The sequence below is a fragment of the Microbacterium sp. NPDC077391 genome (genome assembly GCF_040686955.1).
Lineage (GTDB): Bacteria > Actinomycetota > Actinomycetes > Actinomycetales > Microbacteriaceae > Microbacterium > Microbacterium commune.
The window spans coordinates 2708-26364 of the sequence record NZ_JBFBMI010000003.1 but is presented as its reverse complement, the minus strand read 5'-3'; the positions used below and the strand labels follow the sequence as shown (position 1 = coordinate 26364).

Below are 23657 nucleotides of genomic sequence, written 5' to 3'. Positions count from 1 at the left end.
GGAAGGAGCACGCGTACCGCTTCGCGTGGAGCGCCTCGACGGCAACGAGGCCACCGCGCGCGCGTTCGTGTTATGCGCCAACGTGTTGCGCCGGCACCTCACGCCGAATCAGCGCGCGGCAGCCGCGGCGGCCCTCGCGACGCGTGGGCGTGGTCAAAGCGGCAGCGCTGCCGCTTTGACACAGGCAGAGGCGGCCGCTGTAGTCGGCGTCAGTGAGCGCTTGGTTCGGGCGGCGCGTACCTTCGCCGACGATACCGAGCTGACCGACGCCGTCATTCGCGGTGAGCTCACGGTGACCGAAGCGGAACGGCGCGCCCGCGGTGCCCTGCGGCTGCAGCTTGCCCGCGAGAGCGAGACGCAGGAGTGGCTGACACCGTGGCGCATCGTCGAAGGCGTCATACACGTGCTCGGACAGATCGACGGTGACCCGTGCGCAGAGCCGGGCCGGCGCATCCCGGCTTCTTGGCATATGACCGAGGAGCACGATGCGCTACGCCATCCGTGGGCGAATCCGGATGGGACGCCAGCGCAGGTCTTCGTCAACCCGCCCTGGGATCGCGCGCACCTCTTCGTCAGGCGGCTTCTCGCCGAGCACGATGCTGGCCGCGTGGAGCAGGCCGTCATCCTGCTTCCCGCCCGGCTCGGCAGTGATTACGTCTCCGCGCTGACCGCCCGAGGTTTCCCACGCGTTGAGCTAGCCGGGCGGTTGCGTTTCGAGCCTGGACGCGGCGCCACAAGGACAGGGCGCGGAGAGGCACATTTCGCCAGCATGCTCATCGGTGTGGGTGTCCCGGCGCAGCGGATGTATGAGGTATTCGGTGATCAGGGCGTCGTCGTGCAGGCGTTCAACGGTGCCGCGGAGGCGGGTCCTTGAGCGGGTTCCATTCAAGCAGCATTCAAGCAGACAGCTCCCGGCATACTGTTCCGACCGCTCTGGCGGATGAACAGAAGCCCGGAAAATCAACGCTTTGACGGCTTAGGTGGGTAATAGAATTCTGACCTCCTACCAAGATGTCAGGAGTTCGAATCTCCTAGGCTCCACAAGATCGAAAGCCCCGGCATCGCCGGGGCTTTCTTCCGCTTCACGGAAAGCCCTGTTCCCTCCACACGCGACAGTGGCAGGGTGGACGCATGACGCTGCCGCACGCTGACATCGACCCTGACGGACTGCTCGAGTACTCGGTGGTGTTCACCGACCGGTCGCTGAACCACATGTCGCAGAGGTTCGTCGGCATCATGCAGCAGACCATCGACATCCTCTGCGAGGCGTACAACGCCGACAGCGCCGCGCTCGTCAACGGCGGGGGCAGCTTCGCGATGGAGTCCGTCGCCCGCCACCTCGCGACGAACAGGCGCGCCCTCATCGTGCGCAACGGGCTGTTCTCGTACCGCTGGTCGCAGATCCTCGAGATGGGCGGCGTGGCATCCGACATCACCGTCTGCCTCGCCCGGTCAGACGGCGACAACGTGCGGGCGGCATGGAGCCCTGCACCGATCGACGAGGTGGTCGCGGCCATCCGGGCGAAGCGCCCCGAGGTCGTCTTCGCGCCGCACGTCGAGACGGCGGCGGGCATCATCCTGACCGACGACTACGTCCGCGCGCTCGCCGACGCCGTGCACGAGGTCGGCGGCGTGCTCGTGCTCGACTGCATCGCCTCCGGTGCGATGTGGGTCGACATGCGCGATCTCGGGGTCGATGTGCTGCTCTCCGCGCCGCAGAAGGGCTGGAGCGGGTCGCCGGGGGTCGGCTACGTGATGCTCAGCGGCGAGGGACGCCGGGCGGTGGCATCCGGGACGGCGACGAGCTTCGCTCTCGATCTGGGCCGCTGGCTCAGCATCTCAGACGCCTACCGGGACGGTTCGGCCGGGTACCACTCGACCATGCCCACCGACACGATCGCGCGAAACCTGCGGCAGATGATCGAGACGCGCGAGCGCGGCTTCGACGCGCTGCGCGATGCCCAGATCGAGCTCGGCGCCCGCGTGCGCGCGCTTCTGTCCGAGCACGGGCTGCCGTCGGTCGCGGCACCGGACTTCGCCTCGCCGACCGTGGTGGTCGTGCACACCGCTGATCCCGAGCTGCGAACCGGCGCGGCGTTCCGGCAGCACGGCGTGCAGGTCGCCGCCGGCGTGCCCCTGCACTGCGACGAGCCGGAGGGCTTCTCGTCGTTCCGGGTGGGACTGTTCGGCCTCGACAAACTCGACGACGTGGATGCCGCGGTGGCGCGGCTCGAGAGAGCGCTTCTCGCTGTGCGCGACTGACGCCACGCGCGCGCCGAGGCCGTCGTTCCGGGCGCAGACGGGCATCCCCGATTATTCTGAAGGGTGCGCGGAGCACGACTCCGAGGGTGGGGACGGGAGGTTTCGTGGCGGAGATCCTGCGGATGGATTCCGACGACGTCGATGACGTCGAGGAGATCTGGAAGACGTTCGTTCCGTCGGCGTCGCTGCTGCGCATCGACCCCGAGAACTTCGCATTCCGTTGGCGATCGGCGACACTCCGCGACGTCGCGATCGTGCGGTACTCGCTCACCGCCGAGGTGCACTCCCGGGTGCAGCCCGAGGATCAGCTGTTCGCGAGCCGACTCGTCGCCGCCGACAGCGAGGTGCGCACGCGCCGGTCGATCATAGAGCCGGGCATGCCCTGGGCCACCGACAGCGCCCAGGTCGAGGCGGAGTGGAACGGCACGGCCGAGGTCTCAGCGCTCATCCTCGACCGCGTGGGCGCGCAGGAACTGGCGCGCCGTGTCACCGGCGACGAGCTGCTGTCGCTGCGCGTGACCTCGGTGCACCCCTGTTCGGACCTCGCGGCGCGTCAATGGGTTCGCGCCTTCGACTACCTGCTGACCTCGGCGATGGCGCTGGACGGCGCGGAAGACGAGCTGATCGAGGCCGGCCTCATCCGTCACGCCCTGACGAGCATCCTCAGCTGCTTCCCCTCGACCTTCTCGTCGGCGATCGCTCGCGACGGCGGCGGCCACAGCGCCGCGACCGTGCGTCGAGCGCTCGCGTACATCGACGAGCACGCCCACCTGCCCATCACCGTCGACGACGTCGCCGCGGCGGTGCACATCTCGACGCGCGGGCTGCAGTACGCGTTCCGGCGCGGCATCGACACCACTCCGACCGAGTATCTGCGCCGGGTTCGCCTCGACGGCGCACACCGCGATCTGCGTGACGGCGGCGCCGACGAGTCGGTGACGCGGATCGCACGACGATGGGGATTCGCGAACAGCTCACGTTTCAACTCCCTGTATCGGCAGACGTACGGTCGGTCCGCGAAGGACACCCTGCAGGGTCATTGACCGGCCCGAGCGGTCAGAGAACGAACAGCACGTGCGTCCGGCGTCGCTCGGTGACGCGTGCGGATGCACCTGCCGGGCGTTCCTCGTACGGTGAGCACCAATGGGATTCATCTACTACGGCAATTCACCCGATCCGATCGAGGTCGACGATCGCACGCTCGCGCACCTCAAGGTCGTGATCGCCCTCAAGCTGCGTCGCAACGAGAGCTTCACGCTGTCATGGCGCCATCCGGACGGCTCGGGACGATCGACGCTGTGGCTGCACCCCTCCATCCCCCTGCGCTTCAGCTTCGACGAGCCCGTCGCCCCGGATCTGAGCCAGCAGTGGCTCAGCGAGCTGTCGAACTCCGCGAGCACCAGCGGTGGCATCCTGCTCACCGAAGAGCACATCGAGCCGCTCGAGACCGCCTGACCCGCAGCCGCCGGCACCGCGACTACTGTGAGTGCATGGATCTGCGCGTCGCCGCCTACGGGATCGTCACCGACGACGGCGGCCGCGTGCTGCTGGCCCGATGGGTCGAGGGCCGACGCGTGGCGTGGACGCTCCCCGGCGGCGGACTCGAAGAGGGCGAGGATCCCGAGCTCGCCGTGCGGCGGGAGCTGCGTGAGGAGACGGGATTCCGCATCGAGACGACGGCGCTGCTGGGCATCCACTCCCGGGTGATCCCGGCTTCTCGTCGCGTGCGCCGCGACGAGAACAAGGTGCCCCTGCACACCCTGCGGATCGTCTACCGCGCTGAGATCACGGGCGGCGCACTTCGTTTCGAGAAGAACGGCTCGACCGACATGGCGGGCTGGTTCACGCTCGACGAGGTCACCGCGCTGCAGCGGGTGAAGCTCGTCGACATCGGTCTGCGAATGGCGGCCTTGCTGCCGGCGCAGGCCGGCTGACACTGCTCGGGGAGCCGTTCCGGCGAGTGCGGAGATTCCGCGGACCGATGCCGCATGGCGGGACTGCGGCGCGAGAGCGCCGCGACAGCGCCGCGCGCTGATATCGTGCGAGCATGGCTGCCGCACCCGCTGGGATGCTCGGCCGCCGGCCGGAATCCGACGGCCGCCGGCAGGGCAGAGCCGATCGCGGGCACGGTCGTCGAGACGGCCGTCGCCCTGCACGGCTCGCACCTGTAGGCCGCTTCCTGGCGGTCGCCGCACTGAGCATGACCGGGATGCTGACACTCGCGCACTCGCTCGGAATGCCGGCCGCAGGACTGCTCACGGCGGGCACGTCGTTCGCCGCGGCCACGGCGCTCTTCGCCGTGCTGCTGTCGCGGCGTCACCCGCACCGCCGACTCGGTGCGGCGAACGTCGTCACCGTGATTCGAATGGCCGTGGTCGCGCTGCTGCTGGGTGTCGTGGCCGCCTTCGACTCGATTGCGGACGTGGCCGTCGTGCTCACCCTCGGGGCCGGCACGATCGCTCTGATCCTCGACGGCGTCGACGGCTACCTCGCGCGCCGTCAGCGAACCGTCTCGGCGTTCGGTGCGTCTTTCGACATGGAGGTCGATGCGGCCTTCGGTCTGGTGCTCGCGCTGCTCGCCATGCACGGCCCCGCCGGGGCGATCGCCCTGCTGCTCGGCCTGCCCAGGTATCTGTTCGCGATCGCGGCCGTCGTCGCTCCCTGGCTCAACGGCCCACTCGACGAGCGCTACAGCCGCAAAGTGGTGTGCGTGGTGCAGCTGATCGCGCTGCTCGCGCTGCAGCTGCCGATCCTGCCCGCTCCGCTCGCGATCGGGCTGGTGGCGGCGGCCGGACTCTCGCTCGCCTGGTCTTTCGGTGTCGACGTGCGCGCGCTCCGGCGACGCCGGGTGCCGTCATGAGCGCGGCCGCTGATCCGCGAACGCGGCGATTCGCGCGCCGCTGGCCGGTGCGAGTGCTGCAGATCGCCGCGGCCGTCGCACTGCTGCTGCTCGTCTGGCGCGTCGCGGGCGGCGCGTCCGCCCTCGACCTCGTGCGCGGAGCGCACCTCGGATGGCTGTCGATCGCCGCGGCGCTGCTCATGGCGCTGACCGTGCTCAGCGCGCTGCGCTGGCGCCTGACCGCCGCGCCGCTCGGCATCCGGCTGGGTGCCCGGCGGGCGATCGGCGAGTACTTCCTGGCGCAGCTGGTGAACACCACCGTTCCCGGTGGCGTTCTCGGCGACGTCGGCCGTGCTGCGCGCTCGCGCCACGATGCCGGAGTGGCCGCCGCGACCGGCGCGGTCGTCGTCGAGCGGACGATCGGGCAGTTCGCGATGCTCGTCGTGCTCACCGCCGGATTCGTGGGCACGCTCGTCGTCGGCACCCCGATCGACTGGCCTCGCCCCGTGCTGTCGGCTCTCGCCGTGCTGATTCCCCTCGCGTGGATCGCGACGCTCGCCGTGCTCGTCGCTCTGCGCTCTCGACGGACGGGCTCGGGGCGGCTGGCTCGGGCCGCGAAGTCGCTGCGCCGCAGCCTCGGTGCCGCACCGTGGCAGCAGATTGCGCTCGCTGCGGCGACGGCGAGCTGCGTGCTCGGCGCCTTCGCCTGCTGCGCGCTCGCGGTCAGGGCGCCGTTGAGCTTCGCGGCGGTCGTCACCGTCGTGCCGGTCGTGCTGCTGGCCATGCTCATCCCCGTCTCGATCGCGGGATGGGGCGTGCGCGAGGGCGCCGCGGTGGCGCTGCTGCCCATCGCCGGCATCAGCGCATCGCAGTCGCTGGCCGTCAGCATCGCCTTCGGCCTGACCGCCCTGTTCGCCGCCGTGCCCGGGATCGGCGCCCTGTGGGCGCGGCGTCGCCGGTCGACGCACCGCGAGGCACACACCCACCATGCGGACGATGCACATGCAGCACCCGCACCGCCGCCGAACCGATGACCCGCCCCGAACACCAGGAGATCCCATGAACGACCTGCGTCACACACCCGTGCTCTCACGTCGCACGCTTCTCGGCGCCGGGATGCTCGGCATGATCGGTCTCGGCGCCGTCGCCTGCAGCGCCCCCGGCGGCGGCCGTTCGTCGGCCGGCGATCCCGCCCAGGCCGCTCTGCAGCTCTCGTGGCTGCACTCGGTGCAGTTCGCCGGCAGCTACATCGCCCTCGACCGCGGCTGGTGGAAGAACCTCGAGGTCAGCCTGCTGCAGGGCGGCCCGAACGCACCCGTCGAACCGCCGGTCGTGTCGGGAGCGGCGCTGATCGGCATATCCGCAGCCGACTACACGGCCGCGGCGGTGGCCGAGGGGGCGCCGTTCAAGATCATCGGCGTCGCCATGCAGAAGAACCCGTTCGTGATCGCGTCGCTGCCGGCGAAGCCGGTGAACGAGCCGAAGGACCTGGAAGGCCTGCGCATCGGCATGGCGATCGCGAACACTCCGGTGCTCGAGACGCTGTGCACCCTGAACGACGTCGACATCGACCGCATCCGGGTCGTACCCACGCAGTACTCCGCGCAGCCGCTGCTGGCGGGTGAAGTCGACTGCCTGCTGTGCTGGGAGACCGATCTGCCGGTGGCGATGGCGGTGCAGGGCGTCGAAGCCGTGACCATGCTCATGGCCGACCACGGCTACGCGCTGCACTCGCAGACCTACATCGCCACCGAGCAGAGCCTCGCCGAGCGACGCGACGAGCTGGTGACGCTGATGACCGGTGAGATCCGCGGCTGGGAGCAGTACCGCAAAGACACGGATGCGGCCGCCGAACTCACCCTGAAGATGTTCCCCGATGCGGGGCTCGACCGCGAGGTGCAGCGACTGCAGGCCGAGCGCCAGGTGCCGCTGATGTTCTCCGACCTCACCGATGAGAACGGCTTCGGGTGGTGGACCGACGAGACCGTCGAGGCCAACCGCAAGACGTTGGCGCTGCTGGGCCGAGACGTCGATGCCGACCTGTGGGACCGGTCGATTCTGGAGCAGATCCACGGTGACTGAGCCGCCGATCGTCCATCTCGCGGAGGCGAGCAGATCATTCGGCGATCTCGAGGTGCTCGCGCCCACCGATCTGATCTTCACCGCGGGGCAGACCACTGCTCTTGTCGGACCGTCGGGCTGCGGCAAGTCCACCCTGCTGCGCCTCGTCGCCGGCCTCGAGCACCCCAGCAGCGGCCGAGTCGTCATCGACGACGCGCCACCGGCAGTGGTGGCCGGGCGCGGCGAGCTGGCAGTGGCGTTCCAGGATCCGTCCCTGCTGCCGTGGCGCACCGTGCGGAGCAACATCGCTCTCGCCCTGCAGCTGGCGCGTCGTCCCGCCGATCCGGATGCCGTCGACCGACTCATCGCCCTGGTGGGACTGCACGGATTCGGCGACTCGCGCCCCGCCGAACTGTCGGGCGGGATGCGTCAGCGCGCGGCGATCGCGCGTGCGCTGGTGACGCGCCCGCGGCTGCTCCTGCTCGATGAGCCGTTCGGCGCGGTCGACGAGCTGACCCGTCAGGATCTGCTCGCCGACCTGCCACCGCTCTGGCGCGAGGGTGGTGCGACGACGCTCCTGGTCACCCACTCGATCGTCGAGGCCGTGCGACTCGCCGACCGGATCGTCGTGCTCAGCCCGCGCCCGGCCCGCGTCGTCCACGACGTGATCGTCGATCTGCCACATCCCAGGGCGGGGCAGATCGTCCGCACCCCGGCATTCGAGGCGCTCGTAGACGAGGTGACGCTCGCGCTCGCCCGCTCGCGGGGTACGACTGCCGCATGAGCGCCCGTCATGACGCGACAGGGCGCCGGCTGCGGACGCTTCTCGCGGTGGTCGCGGTCGTGCTGGTCTGGGAGGGCGTGGCGCGCCTGCTCGCCGGCGCGTACGTGCTGGCCGCGCCGAGCGAGATCCTGATCACGCTGAAGGACGACGCCGGACTGCTGCTGCGCGCGCTGAGGGTCACCGGGACCACGGCGCTGATCGGCTTCGTCGTCGGCAATCTCGCCGCCGTCGCCCTAGCCGCGCTCGCTGTCGTCCTGCCGCGCACCCAGCCGGTGGTCAGCACGGTGGCACTGGTCGTCTTCTGTCTTCCGCTGGTGGCGACCGGGCCGGTGCTGCGGGTGATGCTCGGCCCGGACGACGGCCCGCAGATCGCCCTCGCCGCGCTCGCGGTCTACTACACCACCATGATCCCGGTGCTGGTCGGTCTGCGGGCGGCCCCGGCCGGCTGGTTCGATCTCGTCCGAAGCTACGGGCGGGGGCGAGCGGCGGCACTGCGCCACGTCCGGGCGCGCGCCAGCCTGCCCTACCTGGTCGCGGGGCTGCGGATCGCCGCACCAGCGGCGTTCCTCGGCGCGATGGTGGGGGAGTTCACCGGCGCCGAGAGCGGTCTCGGGGTGCTGACGGTGCGTGCTGCGCGTGACCTCGACGTTCAGCTGACCTGGGCGATCGCGACCGTCGCCACCGTGGTCTCGGTGCTCGCGTACGCGCTCGTCGGTGCGGTCGGTCGCCGGATGCACGCAGGTCCGCCGCCGCTCATCCTGGCCACGCCGCGCCCGCCGGCCTCGGCCGCGCACCGGGTGCGCGGCGCGATGGCATCCGCCGCCGGCTTCGTCGTCGTGATCCTGGTGCTGTGGTGGGGCGGCATCATCGTCACCGGGCTGAATCCGTTCTTCGCCCGCACGCCGGTCGACGTCGGCCGCGTGCTCGTCGGCGCAGACGACCAGGGAGCGATCCGCGACACCCTTGTCGCGGCTCTCGGCCAGACGGCCGCACTCACGGTGCCCGGCTATCTAGCCGGCCTCGCCGTCGGCGCGGGGCTGGCGATGCTGCTCGTGCTCGCCCCTCGCATCGCAGCGGTGAGCATGCCCCTCGCCATCGCCCTGCGCGCCGTTCCCATCGTCACCACCGCGCCCCTCGTGGTGCTGCTGCTCGGTCGAGGACCGCTCGGCGGCATCGTCCTCGTGGCGATCATGGTCTTCTTCCCCACGCTCATCGCCTGCCTGCAGGGCCTGCGCCAGGCACCGGGGCAGGCACTGGACGTGCTGCGCAGCTACGGGGCATCCGACCTCACCGCCCTGCGGCGCGTGCGCGTACCCGCGATGCTGCCGAGCTTCTTCGCCGCCGCGCGGATGAGCGTCCCGGCGGCCGTGCTCGCCGTGACCGTGGTGGAGTGGCTGGCCACCGGAACAGGCATCGGCAACCTCATGGCGCTGGCGGCCTCGCGTTCGGGATACGACCTGCTCGCGGGGGCGACGGTGCTCGTCACAGCCGCCTCGGCGCTCGGCTACGCACTGGTCGGAGCGGTGGAATCTCGCGTGCTGCGCCGCTACGCCCCGGAGCAGCAGCGATGAGCCGGGCTGTGTTCGCTGTGCCCGGCGACCTGCACACGGTGACCGGCGGCTACATCTACGAACGCAATCTGCTCGAGGGTCTGCGCGACCTCGGCCGCGACGTCGCCCACCTCGCGCTCGGCGGCTCTTTCCCCGAGCCCACCCCGGCCGATCTCGCTGAAGCGGCCACGGCGCTCGCCGCAGTCGATCGCGAGGTGCCGCTCATCCTCGACGGTTTCCTGGTCGGTGCGATGCCCACCGCAGCCCTCGCGAAGGTCGCAGCGCCCATGGTCGGGATCGTGCACCACCCCCTCGCGCACGAGGAGGGACTCGACGACGCACGCAGAGCGCATCTGTACCGCAACGAGCGAGACAACCTGGCACTGCTGCGCGGAGTGCTCGTTCCCAGTCCGCACACCGCTCGCATCCTGATCGGCGAGTACGGCGTTCCCGCCCATCGGGTGACCGTCGCGCGGCCGGGCACCGAGCCGCCCGCTGCGACCCCCGATCCGTCGCCGGGACGCGCCGGCGACGTGGCGCCCCCGCTCGTTCTGGCGATCGGCATCCAGCACCCGCGCAAGGGACACGATGTGCTGTTGCGCGCACTGGCGCATCTCGCCGATGTGCCCTGGCGCGCGGTGATCGCGGGCACCCCGCACGACGCCGAGTACGTCGCCGAGCTGCGCCGGCTGACAGCGCGACTGGGCCTGCAGTCGCGGGTGCGACTGGCCGGCGCCGTGAGCAGCGCCGAGCGCGACCGCCTCTACCGAGCAGCCGACGTGTTCGCGCTCGCCACCCGTTACGAGGGGTACGGTCTCGTCTTCGACGAGGCGCTGGCCTACGGCCTGCCCATCGTCTCGTGTCGCACGGGCGCGGTTCCCGACACGGTGCCACCGGATGCCGGTGTGCTCGCGCCGTCCGATGACCCCGCGGCGTTCGCCGACGCGCTGCGCCCGCTGCTCGTCGACCATGCGCACCGCGCCCGTCTCGCGGCGGCGGCTGCGCGCGCCGGCACACGCCTGCCGACGTGGCGGGACACCGCGGCGGTCGCTGCGGGCGTGCTCGACACCGTGATAGACGGCGACGCCTGAGTCAGCGGGGGCTGTCGCCAGGCGGCTCGGGCTGGGAGATGTCGGCCACCGTCGCGCCGTACGCGCGGATCAGGTCGTCGGCATCGGTGAACAGGCTGTAACCGTGCGCACCCGCGCCCATCGCGATGCGTCGGCCGACGATGGTCTCGTCGGCGTACACGGGCCAATCGGTGGTGCTTCCGATCGGCACGATCGTGCCGCGCTCGAAACCCGCCGCCTCCAGCGCGAGCTCGGGCTCGGGGAGGCGCAGCCTGTTCACGCCGACGACGGCGCGCAGCTTCGGCCACGAGATGGAGCGCCCACCGGGAACCAGGGCGAAGAGGTATCGAGGGCGCGTCGCTGAGCCGGTCGCGGAGGTCTTCACGACGAGGGTCTTCACGATGTCGGACGGCTGCAGCCCGAGAAGCGCGGCTGCTTCGCGCAGACTGCGCGCCTGCGGCCGCTCTCGGATCTCGATGTCGAGTCCTCGAGCGGCCGCAGCAGCACGCACCCGCTCATGCGGGTCGGCTTGGATCACGCGTTGGGCGGAGACAGTGGGTCGTCGGCGACCCACAGCTCGTCGTCTGCGCGCAGCGCCTGCCACGCGGCGGCGACGACGCCGACCGCCGCGGCGACGCCGAGCACGATCGCGACGACCGAGCCGAAGCCCATGCTCTTCTTCTGCGGAGCGACGTGGCGGGGGCCCCAGCCGAGGTCGGCGCGCTTCTTGTTCGCGACATCCCACGCCGAAAGGGCGGTGCCGACGACGCCGCCCACGACCGGAACGACCCGGTGGTCGACGACGTGCTTGCCGAACTTCACGCCGCGGTCGACGGCGGGGGCGAGGTGGCGCTCGTACGAGTCGTGCACCGAGGGCATGACCTGTTCGCGGTTGAAGTTGCCCAGCTGGCGTCCGGCCTCACGGGCGACGTCGGCAGCGTGTCCGACGAGAACCTGCTGCGACTCCCAGAGTCGTCCGGCGTCCTGCTGAAGTCGACGCAGTTCCTTCTTGCGCTTGCGGCTGAGATTCACGTTGCTCTCCCGTCGGTCGGTCGATGTCCGTTCCGCTGATCATCCAACCACAACACACTGAATTGGAGCAGAGTCTGGCGGTCGGCGCGCGGAAACGAGACAATACGCCGCGCCCGCACAGGAGGGCTCTGCGACAATGGAGCCATGCCTCACGCATCTCACGTCGCAACCCTGCACACCAACCACGGTGACATCGTCATCAACCTGTTCGGCGACCACGCTCCGAACACGGTCGCCAACTTCGTCGGCCTCGCCGACGGCTCGAAGGCGTGGACGCACCCCGCCACCGGCAAGCCGGGCGAGGGCCCGCTGTACAAAGACGTCATCTTCCACCGCATCATCCCCAACTTCATGATCCAGGGCGGCGACCCGCTCGGTCAGGGCATCGGCGGTCCGGGCTACAACTTCAACGACGAGATCCACCCCGAGCTGAACTTCAACGACCCGTACGTGCTCGCCATGGCGAACGCCGGTCTGCGCCGCAACGCCATCACGGGCCAGGCCGAGGGCACCAACGGCTCGCAGTTCTTCATCACGACCGACCCGACCCCGTGGCTGCAGGGCAAGCACACGATCTTCGGCGTCGTCGCCGATGACGCGTCCAAGGCCGTCGTCGATGAGATCGCCAAGGTGCGCACCGGCGCGCAGGACCGTCCCGTCGAGGACGTCGTGCTGCACTCGGTCGACATCGTCGCCAACTGAGAAACGACCGCTCGAGCCGATCCGGATGACCTCTCCTGATTTCACGCGCAACCGCGAGAACTTCTGCTACCGGCATCCGGATCGGCAGAGCTTCGTGCTCTGCCAGCGCTGCACGCGCACCATCTGCGCCGACTGCCAGACCCAGGCGCCCGTCGGCGTCATCTGCCCGGAGTGCATGAAGGCCGACCGCAAGGCGCAGACGCCCGCGCAGCGCCGCGCCCACCGGGCCTGGCGCTCCGGCGTCGACTCCTCGAAGCCGATCGCGACGTACGCGATCATCGGCGTGACCTCGGTCGTCGGGGTGCTGCAGCTGCTGCTCGGCCCGATCATCGACCGGACCCTGCTCTTCGCCGCGCCCTACCTGTTCCCCGACATGTTCGGCGGCGACTTCTCGTTCCAGCCCTGGCGGCTGCTGACGACGATGCTCGTGCACTCGGGCATCACGCACTTCCTGCTGAACATGCTCGCGCTGTGGATGATCGGTCGCAGTCTCGAGCCGCTGCTCGGACGGTGGAGATTCGTCGCCCTGTATCTCATCGGCGGCCTCGGCGGCTCGGTGGCGATGGCCGTATTCGATCCGCTCGCCGCCACCGTTGGCGCCTCGGGCGGGATCTTCGCCCTGATGGGTGCGCTTCTGGTGATAGGCCGCCACATCGGCGCCAATATCCGCGGGATCCTCGTGATCCTCGCCATCAACCTGGCGATCGGCTTCATCCAGACGCTGAACATCGCCTGGCAGGCGCATATCGGGGGAGCGGCGGTCGGCGCTCTGGTCGGCCTGATCTTCGCCCGCACCCGCCGTCAGTCGCAGCGTCTCGTCCAGATCCTGCTGCTCGTGGTGCTCACGATCGCGCTTCTGGCCGTCGCCTTCCTGGTGACTCCGGTCGTGCTGCGCAACCTGTTCTGACGCCGCCCGAGAGGCGGGGAGCGCGGTTCTGCACATCCTCTGCACATCCTCTGCACAGGCTCTCCACACCGCTCTGCACAGTATTCCCTGCGGTTATCCACAGGGCTGTCCACACCTGGGGAGAATTACACCGGTGTTATTCACAGGTGGAGGAGGTTGTTAACAACCACCTGGGGAAAGCGAGACGCCCCCTCACCACAGGGTGAGGAGGCGTCGAGTACGGGCTCGTCGGCCCGCGCCGGCTGGAGTGTCAGCGCCAGCGCGTCGTCATCAGGAAACCGATGAGGGCGATCCCCAGGCCGATCCCGAGATTCCACGAGTCGAGACCGGGGATGGGGAAGCGCGAGCCGGAGATGTAGTAGACGAGGATCCACGCCAGGCCGAGCAGCATGAAGCCGACCATGACGGGCTTGAACCACACGGCGTTCGGGGCGGCATCGCCCTCGGGACGCTCGACGGCGGGTTCTTCAGGATTGCGGTCACGTGCCATGCGCATCATTCTAGCCGGGCGAATAGACTTCCCCCTATGCATGCGTTCGCGACGTCTCAGGCTCCGTCGCGACGCTCGAAACCGGCCCGTCGTCGCTCCCGCGCGACTTTCGCCAGTGTGCTCGGCGAGCTGCTGCTCACCGCGGGCGTGCTGGTGCTGCTGTTCGTGTCGTGGCAGATGTGGATCGGCGATCTGATCATCGGCGCCGAGAACAACGCGAAGGGCGCCGAGCTCTCCGAGCAGTGGGCGCGGGTCCCGCCTCCCGAACCGCCACCGGTCGTGCAGCAGGGCGACGAGACGGTATACGAGCCGCCCGTGCTGGCGCACCCGGCGGATGCGGAGGTGTTCGCGAACATGCGCATCCCGCGCTTCGGCGACGACTACAACGTGCACATTGCCGGCGGCACGTCGCGCGAGCGGACGCTCGACCGGATCGGCATCGGTCTCTACGAGCAGTCGAAGATGCCAGGAGAGGTCGGCAACTTCTCTCTCGCCGGTCACCGCACGACCTGGGGCAAGCCGTTCAACCGCATCGACAAGCTGCGGCTCGACGACGCGATCGTCGTCGAGACGCAAGGCGGCTGGTACACGTACCGGTTCCGCAACCTGCAGTATGTGAAGCCGTCCGCGGGGGACGTGCTGCTCGACGTGCCGCAGATGCCGGAGGTCGCCCCTTCGGATCGGTTCATCACGCTCACCGCGTGCTCGCCGCTGTACTCGTTGGCGGAGCGCATCGTGGCGTACGGCGTGTTCGAGAGCTTCCAGCCGCGCGCTGAGGGACCGCCCGCGTCGCTCGCATCCGTCGAGGAAGCCACTCCGTCTGCCGAAGGAGTCCGCTGATGTACGCAGCCCTCTGGCGCCTCCTGCCCGGTCCGTGGTGGATGCGCCTGCTCATCGTCCTCCTGCTGGTTGCGGCCGTGCTCTACGCGCTGTTCTTCCACGTGTTCCCCTGGATCAGCCCGCTGATCACCCCCGGCGAGGTGGACCTGCAGTGACACCGAGGGTGCTCGTGGTCGACAACCACGACAGCTTCGTGCACACCCTCATCGGCTACCTCTGTGAGCTGGGTGCAGAGGTGGTGATGGTGGAGGCGGATGCCGCAGGCGCAGTTCCGGATGCCGAGGTGATCCGTCATTGGCGGGAGCGCCTTCGCGCTCACGACGCGGTGATGATCTCTCCCGGGCCGGGCGCACCGGCCGATGCGGGCGCGTCGATCGCCGTCGTGCATCTCGCGGCCGAGACGGGGATGCCGCTGCTCGGTGTCTGCCTCGGTCATCAGGCGATCGGCGAGGCCTTCGGCGGCGCGGTGGGAGCCGCCCCTGAGCTGATGCACGGCATGGTCTCGCAGGTGAGCCACGACGGATCAGCCCTGTTCGACGGCATCCCCTCGCCGTTCGCGGCGGGACGCTATCACTCGCTCGCCCTCGATGATGCGACTTTGCCGCCGATGCTGCGCGTCACCGCTCGCGCCGAGCACGGCACGATCATGGCGGTCGAGCACGAGACGCTGCCGATTCTCGGGGTGCAGTTCCACCCCGAGAGCGTGCTGACCGATCACGGGCACCGCCTGCTCGGCAACTGGCTCTCGTCTGTGCCGTCGAGCGCGAGCCAGCGTCAGCCGGCCGGCGGCACGCAGTAGCGCAGCTCGACCGTGGAGTGGATCGGCACTTCGCCCGGCGCCTTCGACATCGAGGCGACGACGTTCGGCGTCTGTCCGTCGGCGCACGGACCGAGCTCGACCGGCTCGGCCTCAAGGCCCAGCTTCTCGAGCTGACCCTTCGCGGCTTCCATCGAGAAGCCGGTCATGTCCTCGAGGGTGACCTGGCCGTTGGCGATGACCAGATCGACGACCGTGCCCGGGGCGACCTGAGCTCCGGCCTCTTCGCTGGCGCTGAGCACTGTTCCGGCCTGAGCGTCCTTGTCGTTCTGCGGCCGCACCGTGCCGAGTTCGAGCCGGGCCTCCTCGAGCACCTGCTTCGCGGCATCCTGCGAGAGGCCCTCGACGATGGGCATCTCGACCGTGTCGATGCCCCTCGAGACGTACACGATCACGGAGGTGCCCGCTGTCAGCTTCGCGCCCGTGGTGGGCGCCGAGCGGATGACGCGGCCCTCGTCGAAGTCGATGCTCGACTCCTCGCGCATGTCGGGGATCAGCCCTCGCTCCTGCAGGGCCTCCTCGGCTTCGTCGGCCGTGAGATTGACGAGGTTCGGCACGGTCACCGACGACGTGGGCACATCCTTCGGCTGCATGGCCAGGGTGACCACCCAGATGAGCACCGAGATCAGCAGCACCGCCAGCAGGGCCACGCCCGCCCAGATCCAGGCCACCGGCGGGCCGGACTGCGTGCGGGTCATCGTCGTGTCCGTGCTCAGCTGACGCAGCGACCGCGCGGTCTCCTGCGCCTGCCGCGGGTTGGAGCCGTAGAGCTCGCTGGTGAGGGCTCCGATGTCCCTCTTGCTCGGCGCATGGCCGTCGGCGACCGCTTTCAGAGCGAGGCGGAACGATCCGGCGTCGGGGAATCGCTGGTAGGGGTCTTTCGCGAGGGCGCGCAGCACGATGGCATCCATCGACCGCGGCAGCTGCTCATTGACCTCTGTCGGGGGCAGCGGCGTCTCGCTGACGTGCTGGTAGGCGACGGCGACGGGGGAGTCGCCGCGGAACGGCTGGCGACCCGTGAGCATCTCGTACAGCACGACTCCGGCCGAGTAGAGGTCGGTGCGCGCATCGACCGCCTCGCCCTTGGCCTGCTCGGGGGAGAAGTACGCGGCGGTGCCGAGGATCTGCGTCGTCTCGGCGACGGTCGACGACGAGTCGGACACGGCGCGGGCGATGCCGAAGTCCATCACCTTCACGGTGCCCTTGTCGGTGATCATCACGTTGCCCGGCTTGATGTCGCGATGCACGACGCCGGCGCGATGCGAGTACTCGAGCGCCTCGAGGATGCCGTCCTCGTAGCGGATCGCGTCGGCGACTGGAAGCGGACCCTTCGCGATGATGTCCTTGAGCAGGGTGCCCTGCACCAGCTCCATCACGATGTACGGCTCGGTCTGCTCCGCCGCGTCGCCCGGCTGCTGCGTCCGCGACGCCGTCGACGGGTCACCGGCGTCGTAGACACGCACGATCGAGGGGTGCGACATGCGCGATGCCGCCTGCGCTTCGAGACGGAAGCGGGTGCGGAACGCGGTGTCGCGCGCGAGTTCCGGGTCGAGGATCTTGATCGCGACCTCGCGTCCGAGCGTCAGATCGTAGCCGCGGTGCACTCTGGCCATGCCGCCATGACCGATGACCTCATCGACGCGGTAGCGACCGGCGATGATGCGCGGCTCTGGCGACACAGACGACTCCCCTCAGACCTCTCGGACGACCTCTTCCAGATTACTGGGTGGGGGCTGTGCCCCCGGTGTCACCGGCGCCCTCACCGGCGCCCCCGTCGGCGGGCGGGGTCGGGGTGGCGGGGGCCTCGATCTGCTTCTCCATCTGCGGCGAACGCGGGGACGGCATGTCGTTTCCGCAGAACGCGACGTAGCTGGCCGTCACCGTGGCACCGGGAGTGCCCGTGATGGTGATCGGCGCGCTGAGCTGACCGCGGCTGAACGTGCGATCCGCGCTGCCGTCATCGAAGGTCGCGTTGGTGAGCTTGACCTCGTACGCCGAGAGGGCCGGCACACCGGACGGGCATTCGAAGTTCGTCCAGTTCAGGGTGACCGTGGCGCCCGTGGTCGGGGTGTCGCTGAGGCTCGGCGCCGAGCCGGGCTCGGGAATGCTGACCGCGGCCTTGTAGGTCGTGAGCGTGATCACGGTGCCCTCTTCGACGTTGCCCGAGGGGCTGACGCTCTGCACCCAGCCCTCGCGGTCGGAGGAGGGGGCGGCGGTGTTGCCTTCGACGCAGTCGCCGTCGAGACCCGCCTCGATGAGGGTCTGCTTCGCGTCCTCGCACGGCCGCTCGACGAGATCGAGGTCGCCGACGTTGACGAGTGCCTTCTCGGGTGCGCTCGGCGTGGCCGAGCTCGGCTTCGGCTTGGGCGACGCCGGGCTCGACGTCGACGCCGCGGGCTTGGCCTCATCCTGATTGCTGAGCATGGCGATCAGCGTGCCGCCGAGCACGAGCACGAGCAGCGCGATCAGGGCGATGAGCGGCCACGTCCACGGGCTGCGCTTGCGCTTCTTCGGCTCCTCCGGCTCGGTGGTCGTCGCGGCGACGGCTGCTCCGGAGGGAAGCTGGGCGGTCGTCGGCAGGATGCGCGTGGCCTCTTCGCCGCCCATCCCGGTGAGGATGCGCGTCGCATCATCGGCATCCGCCACACCCGCACCCGCGATGGCGGGCACGGCGATCGCGGCCGAGTTCAGGTCGCCGCGGCGCAGGGCCTGCGCGGCGCGCGAGACCGTCGCCGCCGACGACGGCCGATCGGCCGGCTTCTTCGCGATCATCGCCATGACGAGGTTGCGCACGGGCGCCGGCACCGAATCGGGCAGCGGCGGAGGCTGCTCGTTGATCTGCGCCATCGCGATGGCCACCTGCGATTCTCCGGTGAACGGCCGCTTGCCCGCGAGGCTCTCGTACGCGACGATGCCGAGCGAGTACACGTCGGTCGCGGGCGACGCCGCATGCCCGGAGGCCTGCTCGGGCGACAGGTACTGCACGGTGCCCATCACCTGTCCGGTGGCGGTCAGCGGCACCTGGTCGGCGATGCGGGCGATGCCGAAGTCGGTGATCTTCACGCGCCCATCGGGCGTGATCAGCAGGTTGCCCGGCTTGATGTCGCGGTGCACGAGACCGGCCGCGTGCGCGGCCTGCAGCGCCGACGCGGTCTGCGCGACGATGTCGAGCGTCTTGTCGGGGCTCAGCGCTCCGTCGCGTTCGAGGATCGTCGACAGCGCCTCGCCTGGCACGAGTTCCATGACGAGGAAGGCGGAGCCGTTCTCCTCGCCGTAGTCGAACACGCTGGCGATGCCCTCGTGGTTGACGAGCGCGGCGTGGCGAGCCTCGGCGCGGAAGCGCTCGAGGAAGCCCGGATCGCCCATGTACTCGTCCTTGAGGATCTTGATGGCGACGGTGCGACCGATCACGTGGTCGGTCGCCTCCCACACCTCGCCCATGCCGCCGATCGCAATCCGCGACAACAGCTCGTAGCGTCCTCCGAAAGACACACCCTGCGTCGGCCTCATCTGCCCAGCACCGCCTCTATGACCTTCTTCGCAATCGGAGCGGCGATCGCGTTGCCGCTGCCCGATGTGCCTCTTCCACCGCCGTCTTCGACGACGACTGCCACCGCGACCTGCGGATCCTCCGCAGGCGCGAAACCTGTGAACCACAGCGTGTACGGCTTGCCGCCGTTCTCCGCCGTGCCCGTCTTTCCGGCGACATCGACGCCGTCTATTCTTGCACCCGTCGCCGCTCCCGACGCGACGCCCTCGACCAGCACAGCGGTCAGGGCATCGGCCGCCTCGGGGTCGAGTGCCTCGGCCAGGACCTCGTCGTCGAACTGCGTGTGCACGGCGAAGTCGTCGCCGATCACGGCATCCACCATCCGCGGCTTCATCACCGTGCCGTCATTGGCCAGTCCGGCGGCGACCATCGCGATCGTGAGCGGTGTCGCGGTGACCTTGCCCTGGCCGAACCCGGTGAGGGCGGTCGCGTCGTCGCTGAGCCCGGACGGGTAGCTCGAGGGCGTGACGGCGAGGGGGATCTCGAGGTCGGTGTTGAAGCCGAACTTCTCGGCCATCTCGCGGATGCGCTTGTCGCCGAGCTCGACGGCGAGCTCGGCCATCGGGATGTTGCAGCTGAGCTTCAGCGCCTGCGCCAGCGTCGTGGTCTCGCCGTCGCCGCAGGCGCCGCCCCACGCGTTCGACACGGTCGTGCTCGTGCCGGGCAGTGTGTAGCGGGCCGGGTTCGGGAAGGTCGAGTCGAGGGTCCACTCGCCGGATGCCAGCGCCGCGGCGGCGACGACGACCTTGAATGTCGACCCTGGCGGATTCAGGTTGCCCCCGATGGCGCGGTTGTACAGCGGCTTGTCGGGATCGGCCGCCAGACGGTCGTACTCGGCCTCGACGACCGCGGGGTCGTGCGCGGCGAGGGCGTTCGTGTCGAAACCGGGGGTCGAGACCATGGCGAGCACGCGGCCCGTCGCCGGTTCGATGGCGACGACGGCGCCCTTCAGGCCCTGCATGGCGTCATACGCCGCGCGCTGCGCCTGCGGATCCATGGTCAGCTGGACGCTGAGACCCTGCTGCGGCTGACCGGAGAGGATGCGCTCGATCTCGCCGAAGAACGCGTTCGACCCGGTGCCGGAGAGATCGGAGTTGAGGGCGCCCTCGATGCCGGTGCGCGAATCGAGCACGGGGTTGTAGTAGCCGGTGATCGGCGCCCACAGCGCGGGGTCGCTGTACATCCGCTGGTACTGGTACCGATCGTCGGCCGGCACGGATGTCGCGATGGCGGTGCCGTCGACGATGATCGACCCGCGCTGGATCTGGTAGCTGTCCAGGCGCGTGCGCGTGTTCGCGGGGTTCTGCGCCAGGCTGTCGGCGTCGACCACCTGGATCCAGCTCGTCGCAGCGAACAGCGACAGGAACATCGCGAGGATGACGAAACTCAGTCGGCGCAGCTCTTTGGTCATCAGCCGATCACCACCCTGGGCTGGCGGCGCACCGCATCGCTGATGCGCAACAGCAGCGCGACGATCAGCCAGTTGGCCACGAGCGACGAGCCGCCGGCGGCGAGGAACGGCGTGGTCAGACCGGTGAGCGGGATCACCCGGGTGACTCCGCCGACCATGATGAACACCTGCAGCGCGATCGTGAACGACAGCCCGGCGGCGAGCAGCTTGCCGAAGTCGTCCTGCCCGGCCATCCCGATGCGCAGACCGCGACTCACGAACACCATGTACAGGCAGAGGATCGCGAACAGCCCGACGATGCCCAGCTCCTCACCGAGGCTCGGAATGATGTAGTCGCTGTGCGCGAGCGGGGTGATCTGCGGGCGGCCCTGGCCCCACCCCGTGCCGATCAGACCGCCGTGCGCCAGGCCGAAGATGCCCTCGACCAGCTGATAGCTGCCGCCGTCGCGGGAGATCACATCGGGGTTGAACGCGTCGAGCCAGTTCCTGAAGCGTCCCTGCACGTAGGCGAGCACACGGGTCGCGAGGAAGACTCCGACCGCGACGCCGGCGAGACCGATGAGCACCCAGCTCGTCTTCCCCGTGGCGACGTAGAGCATCGCGATGAACATGCCGAAGATCAGCACACCGGTGCCGAGGTCGCGCTGCGTCACGATGATCAGCAGCGACAGCAGCCAGACCACGAGCACCGGGCCCAGTTCGCGCATGCGGGGCCACGTGATCCCGAGAACCCGTCGGCCCACCGAGCTGAGGCTCTCCCGCGTGCGCACCAGGTAGCCGGCGAAGAAGATCGCCAGGCAGATCTTGGCCAGCTCGCCGGGCTGGAACGACACGACACCGCCGAGCGACACCCACACGTCTGCGTTCACGCCGCGCGCGCGCAGCCCGGGAATGAACGGCAGGATCAGCAGCACGATGCCGGCGAGGCCCGAGACATAGGTGAACCGGTAGAGCACGCGGTAGTTGCGCAGCGCGATCACGATCGCGATCGCGCCGGCGAGGGAGAGCGCCGTCCATGCGAGCTGCTTGCTCGAGAACGCGTCCCATCCGGTGAGCTTCGTCGCGATGTCGATGCGGTGGATCATGGCGATGCCGAGACCCGTGAGCACCGTCGCGATGGGCAGCACGAAGGGGTCGGCGTCGGATGCCACGATGCGCAGCACCACGTGCAGTGCGAAGACCAGCACGCCGAGACCTCCGGCGAAGAGCAGGATCGTGGGGTTGATGGCCTGCTGGGCGCCCAGCTGCACGAGGGTCAGCGCCGCCCCGGAGATGAGCAGCGCGAACAGCAGCAGCCAGAACTCCCGGTTGCGCTGCTTCTGCGGCATCCGGATCTTCTTCAGCGCCTTCAGCACGCTGGTGTCGGCCGAGACGGCGGTCATGGCGTCGGCACCTCCGTGGTCGCGGTGGGTGAGGGCTGGGGCAGCGGCGGCTCGACGGGCAGCACCATCTTCGCGAGGCGATCGGTGATCGCCTCCGCATCGGCGAGCGAGCGGGCGTTGATCGTCCGCTCGACCGACGAGCGCTGGTACGACTGCAGATCGGCGAGCAGGATGCCGGTGTCCTTGACCTCTGTCGACAGGGAGAGGGGGCCGATGCTCTGCTGCACGCCGCGGTAGATGACGACGCTGTCGTCGTCCGCCCCGACGAAGTAGCGGGTCTGCGTCCAGTTGTACGCGAGGAATCCGGCGCCGACCAGGGCGAGGACGGCGAGGAACAGCGCGAACAGCCAGGCGAAGCGTCGCCGGCGGGCACGACGCCGATCCTCCTCGATGATCTCCTCGAAGAAGTCGTCGGAGTCCGGTTCGAAGTGGCTGGGCTCGTTCGCGGCCTGCAGCACGGGATGCAGCCACCCGGTGAGCGAGGGTCGCGGCGCCGGCACCGGCAGCTCCGACGGGTTGGACGCGGCGCCGACGATGGTCGGGGTGCCGGAGGAGAGGGGATGCGCGCCGCCGACGTCGACGAGCACGATCGTGACGTTGTCGGGCGCGCCGCCGTCGAGGGCCTGCTTCAGCAGATTGTCGGCCGTGCGACCCGGGGCGAGGCCGAGGCGCATCGCCTTCGCGATGTGCTCGTCGTCGACGACGCCGGACAGTCCGTCCGAGCACAGCAGCCAGCGATCGCCGGGCCGCGTCGGCATGACGAACATGTCGAGGTCAGGAGCGATGTCCATGTCGCTGAGCACGCGCATGAGCACCGAGCGGCGGGGGTGGTAGCGGGCCTCTTCGAGCGTGATGCGGCCCGAGTCGACCAGGCGCTGCACGAACGTGTGGTCAGTGGTGATCTGGGTGAGCGCGTCATCGCGGTACAGATAGATGCGCGAGTCGCCGATGTGGCCGATGACCGCGTAGTCGTCGACCATGACGATGGCGCAGACCGTGGTGCCGAGTCCGGCGAGCTCGGGGCGCTCCTTCGACGCTCGCACGAGGTCGCCGGCCGCGGTGGTGGCCGCCGCCTGCAGCTCGGCCTGCGCGTCGTCGGTGGACGCGTATGCGCGATCGAGCGCCTCCATGCGTGCGATGGCCAGGGTCGAGGCGACGTCTCCGCCGGCGTGACCGCCCATGCCGTCGGCGACGACGAACAGGTTCGCACCGGAGTATCCGGAGTCCTGATTGTTGGAGCGGACCTTCCCGGTGTGGGAGATCGCTGCGCTCGAGCCCTCGAAGACCATCTGGATGCGGGACCTTAGGATCGTAGCTCGAAGGTCGTGGCGCCCACCTTGATGGGAGTTCCGATCGCGACCTGGAGGGGCTTGTCGCCCAGGCGTCGCCCGTCGAGATAGGTGCCGTTGGTGGAGTCCAGATCCTGGATGGTCCAGATGTCGCCGCGCTTGGACAGTCGCGCGTGGTGGCTGGAGGTGTAGTCGTCGCGGATCACGAGGCCCGACTCGCTGGATCGCCCGATCGACAGCGAGTCCGCCGAGCCCAGCGGCACCTCGAGCCCGGCCTTGGGGCCGGAGGTGATGATCAGGTGGGTGGGAGCCCGGCCGTTCGACGGCTCACGCGCCGGCGCGGGGGCGGGGGAGGCCGGGGGAGCAGCGGCCGCTTCACCGGCCGGCATCTTGCGCACCCGGACGCCGAACAGGTCGGCGCGGAGTGAGTAGACGACACCGAACACGAAGAACCACAGCAGCACCAGGAAGCCGATGCGCAGCAGCAGGAGCACGAGTTCACTCATCGGGCGGTCCCTTCGGATCGGAAGGCCGCGACCACAGCCGGTTCCTGAGCGAGCGCAGCGAGTCGAAGGGCACTCATCGGGCGGTCCCTTCGGATCGGAAGGCCGCGACCACAGCCGGTTCCTGAGCGAGCGCAGCGAGTCGAAGGGCACTCATCGGGCGGTCCC

The 23657-nt window shown here is 69.6% G+C and carries 25 protein-coding genes; 16 read left to right on the top strand and 9 right to left on the bottom strand.

What is annotated here, in order from left to right; translation table 11 throughout:
- The first annotated feature begins 25 nt into the window (after nt 1–25).
- From AB0O65_RS08315 to AB0O65_RS08265, 11 genes are all read left to right on the top strand, one after another.
- On the top strand, nt 26–874 hold the full coding sequence (locus AB0O65_RS08315; RefSeq protein ID WP_313480177.1) for a DNA N-6-adenine-methyltransferase: 849 nt from the start codon (nt 26–28) through the stop codon (nt 872–874).
- A 257-nt stretch (nt 875–1131) separates the two neighbouring features.
- On the top strand, nt 1132–2262 hold the full coding sequence (locus AB0O65_RS08310; RefSeq protein ID WP_313480178.1) for an aminotransferase class V-fold PLP-dependent enzyme: 1131 nt from the start codon (nt 1132–1134) through the stop codon (nt 2260–2262).
- 104 nt (nt 2263–2366) lie between these two features.
- Entirely contained in the window at nt 2367–3305 is a 939-nt protein-coding gene (locus AB0O65_RS08305; RefSeq protein WP_313480179.1) for a helix-turn-helix transcriptional regulator, read from the top strand.
- 100 nt (nt 3306–3405) lie between these two features.
- Entirely contained in the window at nt 3406–3717 is a 312-nt protein-coding gene (locus AB0O65_RS08300) for a hypothetical protein (RefSeq protein WP_313480180.1), read from the top strand.
- A 35-nt stretch (nt 3718–3752) separates the two neighbouring features.
- Complete coding sequence (locus AB0O65_RS08295) at nt 3753–4196, top strand: NUDIX domain-containing protein (RefSeq protein WP_313480181.1); 444 nt, start codon at nt 3753–3755, stop codon at nt 4194–4196.
- 113 nt (nt 4197–4309) lie between these two features.
- Nucleotides 4310–5122 carry a CDP-alcohol phosphatidyltransferase family protein gene (locus AB0O65_RS08290; RefSeq protein ID WP_313480182.1) on the top strand — a complete coding sequence of 271 codons (813 nt, stop codon included), beginning with the start codon at nt 4310–4312 and terminating at the stop codon, nt 5120–5122.
- Nucleotides 5119–6135 carry a lysylphosphatidylglycerol synthase transmembrane domain-containing protein gene (locus tag AB0O65_RS08285; RefSeq protein ID WP_313480183.1) on the top strand — a complete coding sequence of 339 codons (1017 nt, stop codon included), beginning with the start codon at nt 5119–5121 and terminating at the stop codon, nt 6133–6135. Before AB0O65_RS08290 ends, AB0O65_RS08285 begins: the two co-directional genes overlap by 4 nt.
- 25 nt (nt 6136–6160) lie before the next feature.
- Nucleotides 6161–7183, top strand: a complete 1023-nt coding sequence (locus AB0O65_RS08280) for an ABC transporter substrate-binding protein (protein ID WP_313480184.1) — start codon at nt 6161–6163, stop codon at nt 7181–7183.
- Nucleotides 7176–7946, top strand: coding sequence for an ABC transporter ATP-binding protein (locus AB0O65_RS08275; RefSeq protein WP_363384069.1), 771 nt, complete (start codon nt 7176–7178; stop codon nt 7944–7946). The genes AB0O65_RS08280 and AB0O65_RS08275 overlap by 8 nt, the downstream gene beginning before the upstream one ends.
- On the top strand, nt 7943–9517 hold the full coding sequence (locus AB0O65_RS08270) for an ABC transporter permease subunit (protein ID WP_313480186.1): 1575 nt from the start codon (nt 7943–7945) through the stop codon (nt 9515–9517). Before AB0O65_RS08275 ends, AB0O65_RS08270 begins: the two co-directional genes overlap by 4 nt.
- Complete coding sequence (locus tag AB0O65_RS08265) at nt 9514–10587, top strand: glycosyltransferase family 4 protein (protein ID WP_363384067.1); 1074 nt, start codon at nt 9514–9516, stop codon at nt 10585–10587. Before AB0O65_RS08270 ends, AB0O65_RS08265 begins: the two co-directional genes overlap by 4 nt.
- A 1-nt stretch (nt 10588) precedes the next feature.
- Here AB0O65_RS08265 and AB0O65_RS08260 read toward each other — a convergent pair whose 3' ends face one another.
- Nucleotides 10589–11104 (bottom strand): YbaK/EbsC family protein, encoded by a 516-nt coding sequence (locus AB0O65_RS08260; protein ID WP_313480188.1) that lies wholly within the window; start codon nt 11102–11104, stop codon nt 10589–10591.
- On the bottom strand, nt 11101–11598 hold the full coding sequence (locus AB0O65_RS08255; protein WP_313480189.1) for a DNA helicase: 498 nt from the start codon (nt 11596–11598) through the stop codon (nt 11101–11103). Before AB0O65_RS08255 ends, AB0O65_RS08260 begins: the two co-directional genes overlap by 4 nt.
- Before the next feature lie 144 nt (nt 11599–11742).
- On the opposite strand from AB0O65_RS08255, the gene AB0O65_RS08250 reads away from it, so the two are divergent.
- Both AB0O65_RS08250 and AB0O65_RS08245 read left to right on the top strand, forming a co-directional pair.
- The gene (locus AB0O65_RS08250) at nt 11743–12300 is read left to right on the top strand and encodes a peptidylprolyl isomerase (protein ID WP_271638996.1); all 558 of its coding nucleotides are present in this window, start codon (nt 11743–11745) and stop codon (nt 12298–12300) included.
- Between the two features lie 25 nt (nt 12301–12325).
- Nucleotides 12326–13207, top strand: a complete 882-nt coding sequence (locus tag AB0O65_RS08245; RefSeq protein ID WP_313480190.1) for a rhomboid family intramembrane serine protease — start codon at nt 12326–12328, stop codon at nt 13205–13207.
- Between the two features lie 250 nt (nt 13208–13457).
- On the opposite strand, the gene AB0O65_RS08240 is transcribed toward AB0O65_RS08245, so the two are convergent.
- Nucleotides 13458–13697, bottom strand: a complete 240-nt coding sequence (locus AB0O65_RS08240; protein ID WP_071642807.1) for a cell division protein CrgA — start codon at nt 13695–13697, stop codon at nt 13458–13460.
- A 36-nt stretch (nt 13698–13733) separates the two neighbouring features.
- Here AB0O65_RS08240 and AB0O65_RS08235 point away from each other — a divergent pair, with 36 nt between their 5' ends.
- Genes AB0O65_RS08235 through AB0O65_RS08225 form a run of 3 tightly spaced genes read left to right on the top strand, consistent with a single transcriptional unit; the run spans nt 13734 to nt 15336 of the window.
- A complete protein-coding gene (locus tag AB0O65_RS08235; RefSeq protein ID WP_313480191.1) occupies nt 13734–14537 on the top strand; it encodes a class E sortase in 804 nt (267 codons plus the stop codon).
- Nucleotides 14537–14692 carry a hypothetical protein gene (locus AB0O65_RS08230; RefSeq protein WP_271638992.1) on the top strand — a complete coding sequence of 52 codons (156 nt, stop codon included), beginning with the start codon at nt 14537–14539 and terminating at the stop codon, nt 14690–14692. Before AB0O65_RS08235 ends, AB0O65_RS08230 begins: the two co-directional genes overlap by 1 nt.
- The gene (locus AB0O65_RS08225) at nt 14689–15336 is read left to right on the top strand and encodes an aminodeoxychorismate/anthranilate synthase component II (RefSeq protein WP_271638990.1); all 648 of its coding nucleotides are present in this window, start codon (nt 14689–14691) and stop codon (nt 15334–15336) included. Before AB0O65_RS08230 ends, AB0O65_RS08225 begins: the two co-directional genes overlap by 4 nt.
- Here the strand turns inward: AB0O65_RS08225 and pknB are convergent.
- The 6 genes from pknB to AB0O65_RS08195 are packed head-to-tail and all read right to left on the bottom strand — an operon-like array spanning nt 15312 to nt 23492.
- A complete protein-coding gene (gene pknB / locus AB0O65_RS08220) occupies nt 15312–17033 on the bottom strand; it encodes a Stk1 family PASTA domain-containing Ser/Thr kinase (protein ID WP_313480192.1) in 1722 nt (573 codons plus the stop codon). The genes AB0O65_RS08225 and pknB overlap by 25 nt on opposite strands.
- A gap of 40 nt (nt 17034–17073) precedes the next feature.
- Nucleotides 17074–18864 carry a protein kinase gene (locus AB0O65_RS08215; RefSeq protein WP_363384062.1) on the bottom strand — a complete coding sequence of 597 codons (1791 nt, stop codon included), beginning with the start codon at nt 18862–18864 and terminating at the stop codon, nt 17074–17076.
- The gene (locus tag AB0O65_RS08210) at nt 18861–20315 is read right to left on the bottom strand and encodes a penicillin-binding transpeptidase domain-containing protein (RefSeq protein ID WP_071642796.1); all 1455 of its coding nucleotides are present in this window, start codon (nt 20313–20315) and stop codon (nt 18861–18863) included. The genes AB0O65_RS08215 and AB0O65_RS08210 overlap by 4 nt, the downstream gene beginning before the upstream one ends.
- Nucleotides 20315–21697, bottom strand: coding sequence for an FtsW/RodA/SpoVE family cell cycle protein (locus AB0O65_RS08205; protein WP_071642794.1), 1383 nt, complete (start codon nt 21695–21697; stop codon nt 20315–20317). The genes AB0O65_RS08210 and AB0O65_RS08205 overlap by 1 nt, the downstream gene beginning before the upstream one ends.
- Nucleotides 21694–22986 carry a protein phosphatase 2C domain-containing protein gene (locus AB0O65_RS08200; RefSeq protein WP_313480194.1) on the bottom strand — a complete coding sequence of 431 codons (1293 nt, stop codon included), beginning with the start codon at nt 22984–22986 and terminating at the stop codon, nt 21694–21696. The genes AB0O65_RS08205 and AB0O65_RS08200 overlap by 4 nt, the downstream gene beginning before the upstream one ends.
- A gap of 14 nt (nt 22987–23000) precedes the next feature.
- Nucleotides 23001–23492, bottom strand: coding sequence for an FHA domain-containing protein (locus tag AB0O65_RS08195; protein ID WP_313480195.1), 492 nt, complete (start codon nt 23490–23492; stop codon nt 23001–23003).
- Nucleotides 23493–23657: the final 165 nt, after the last annotated feature.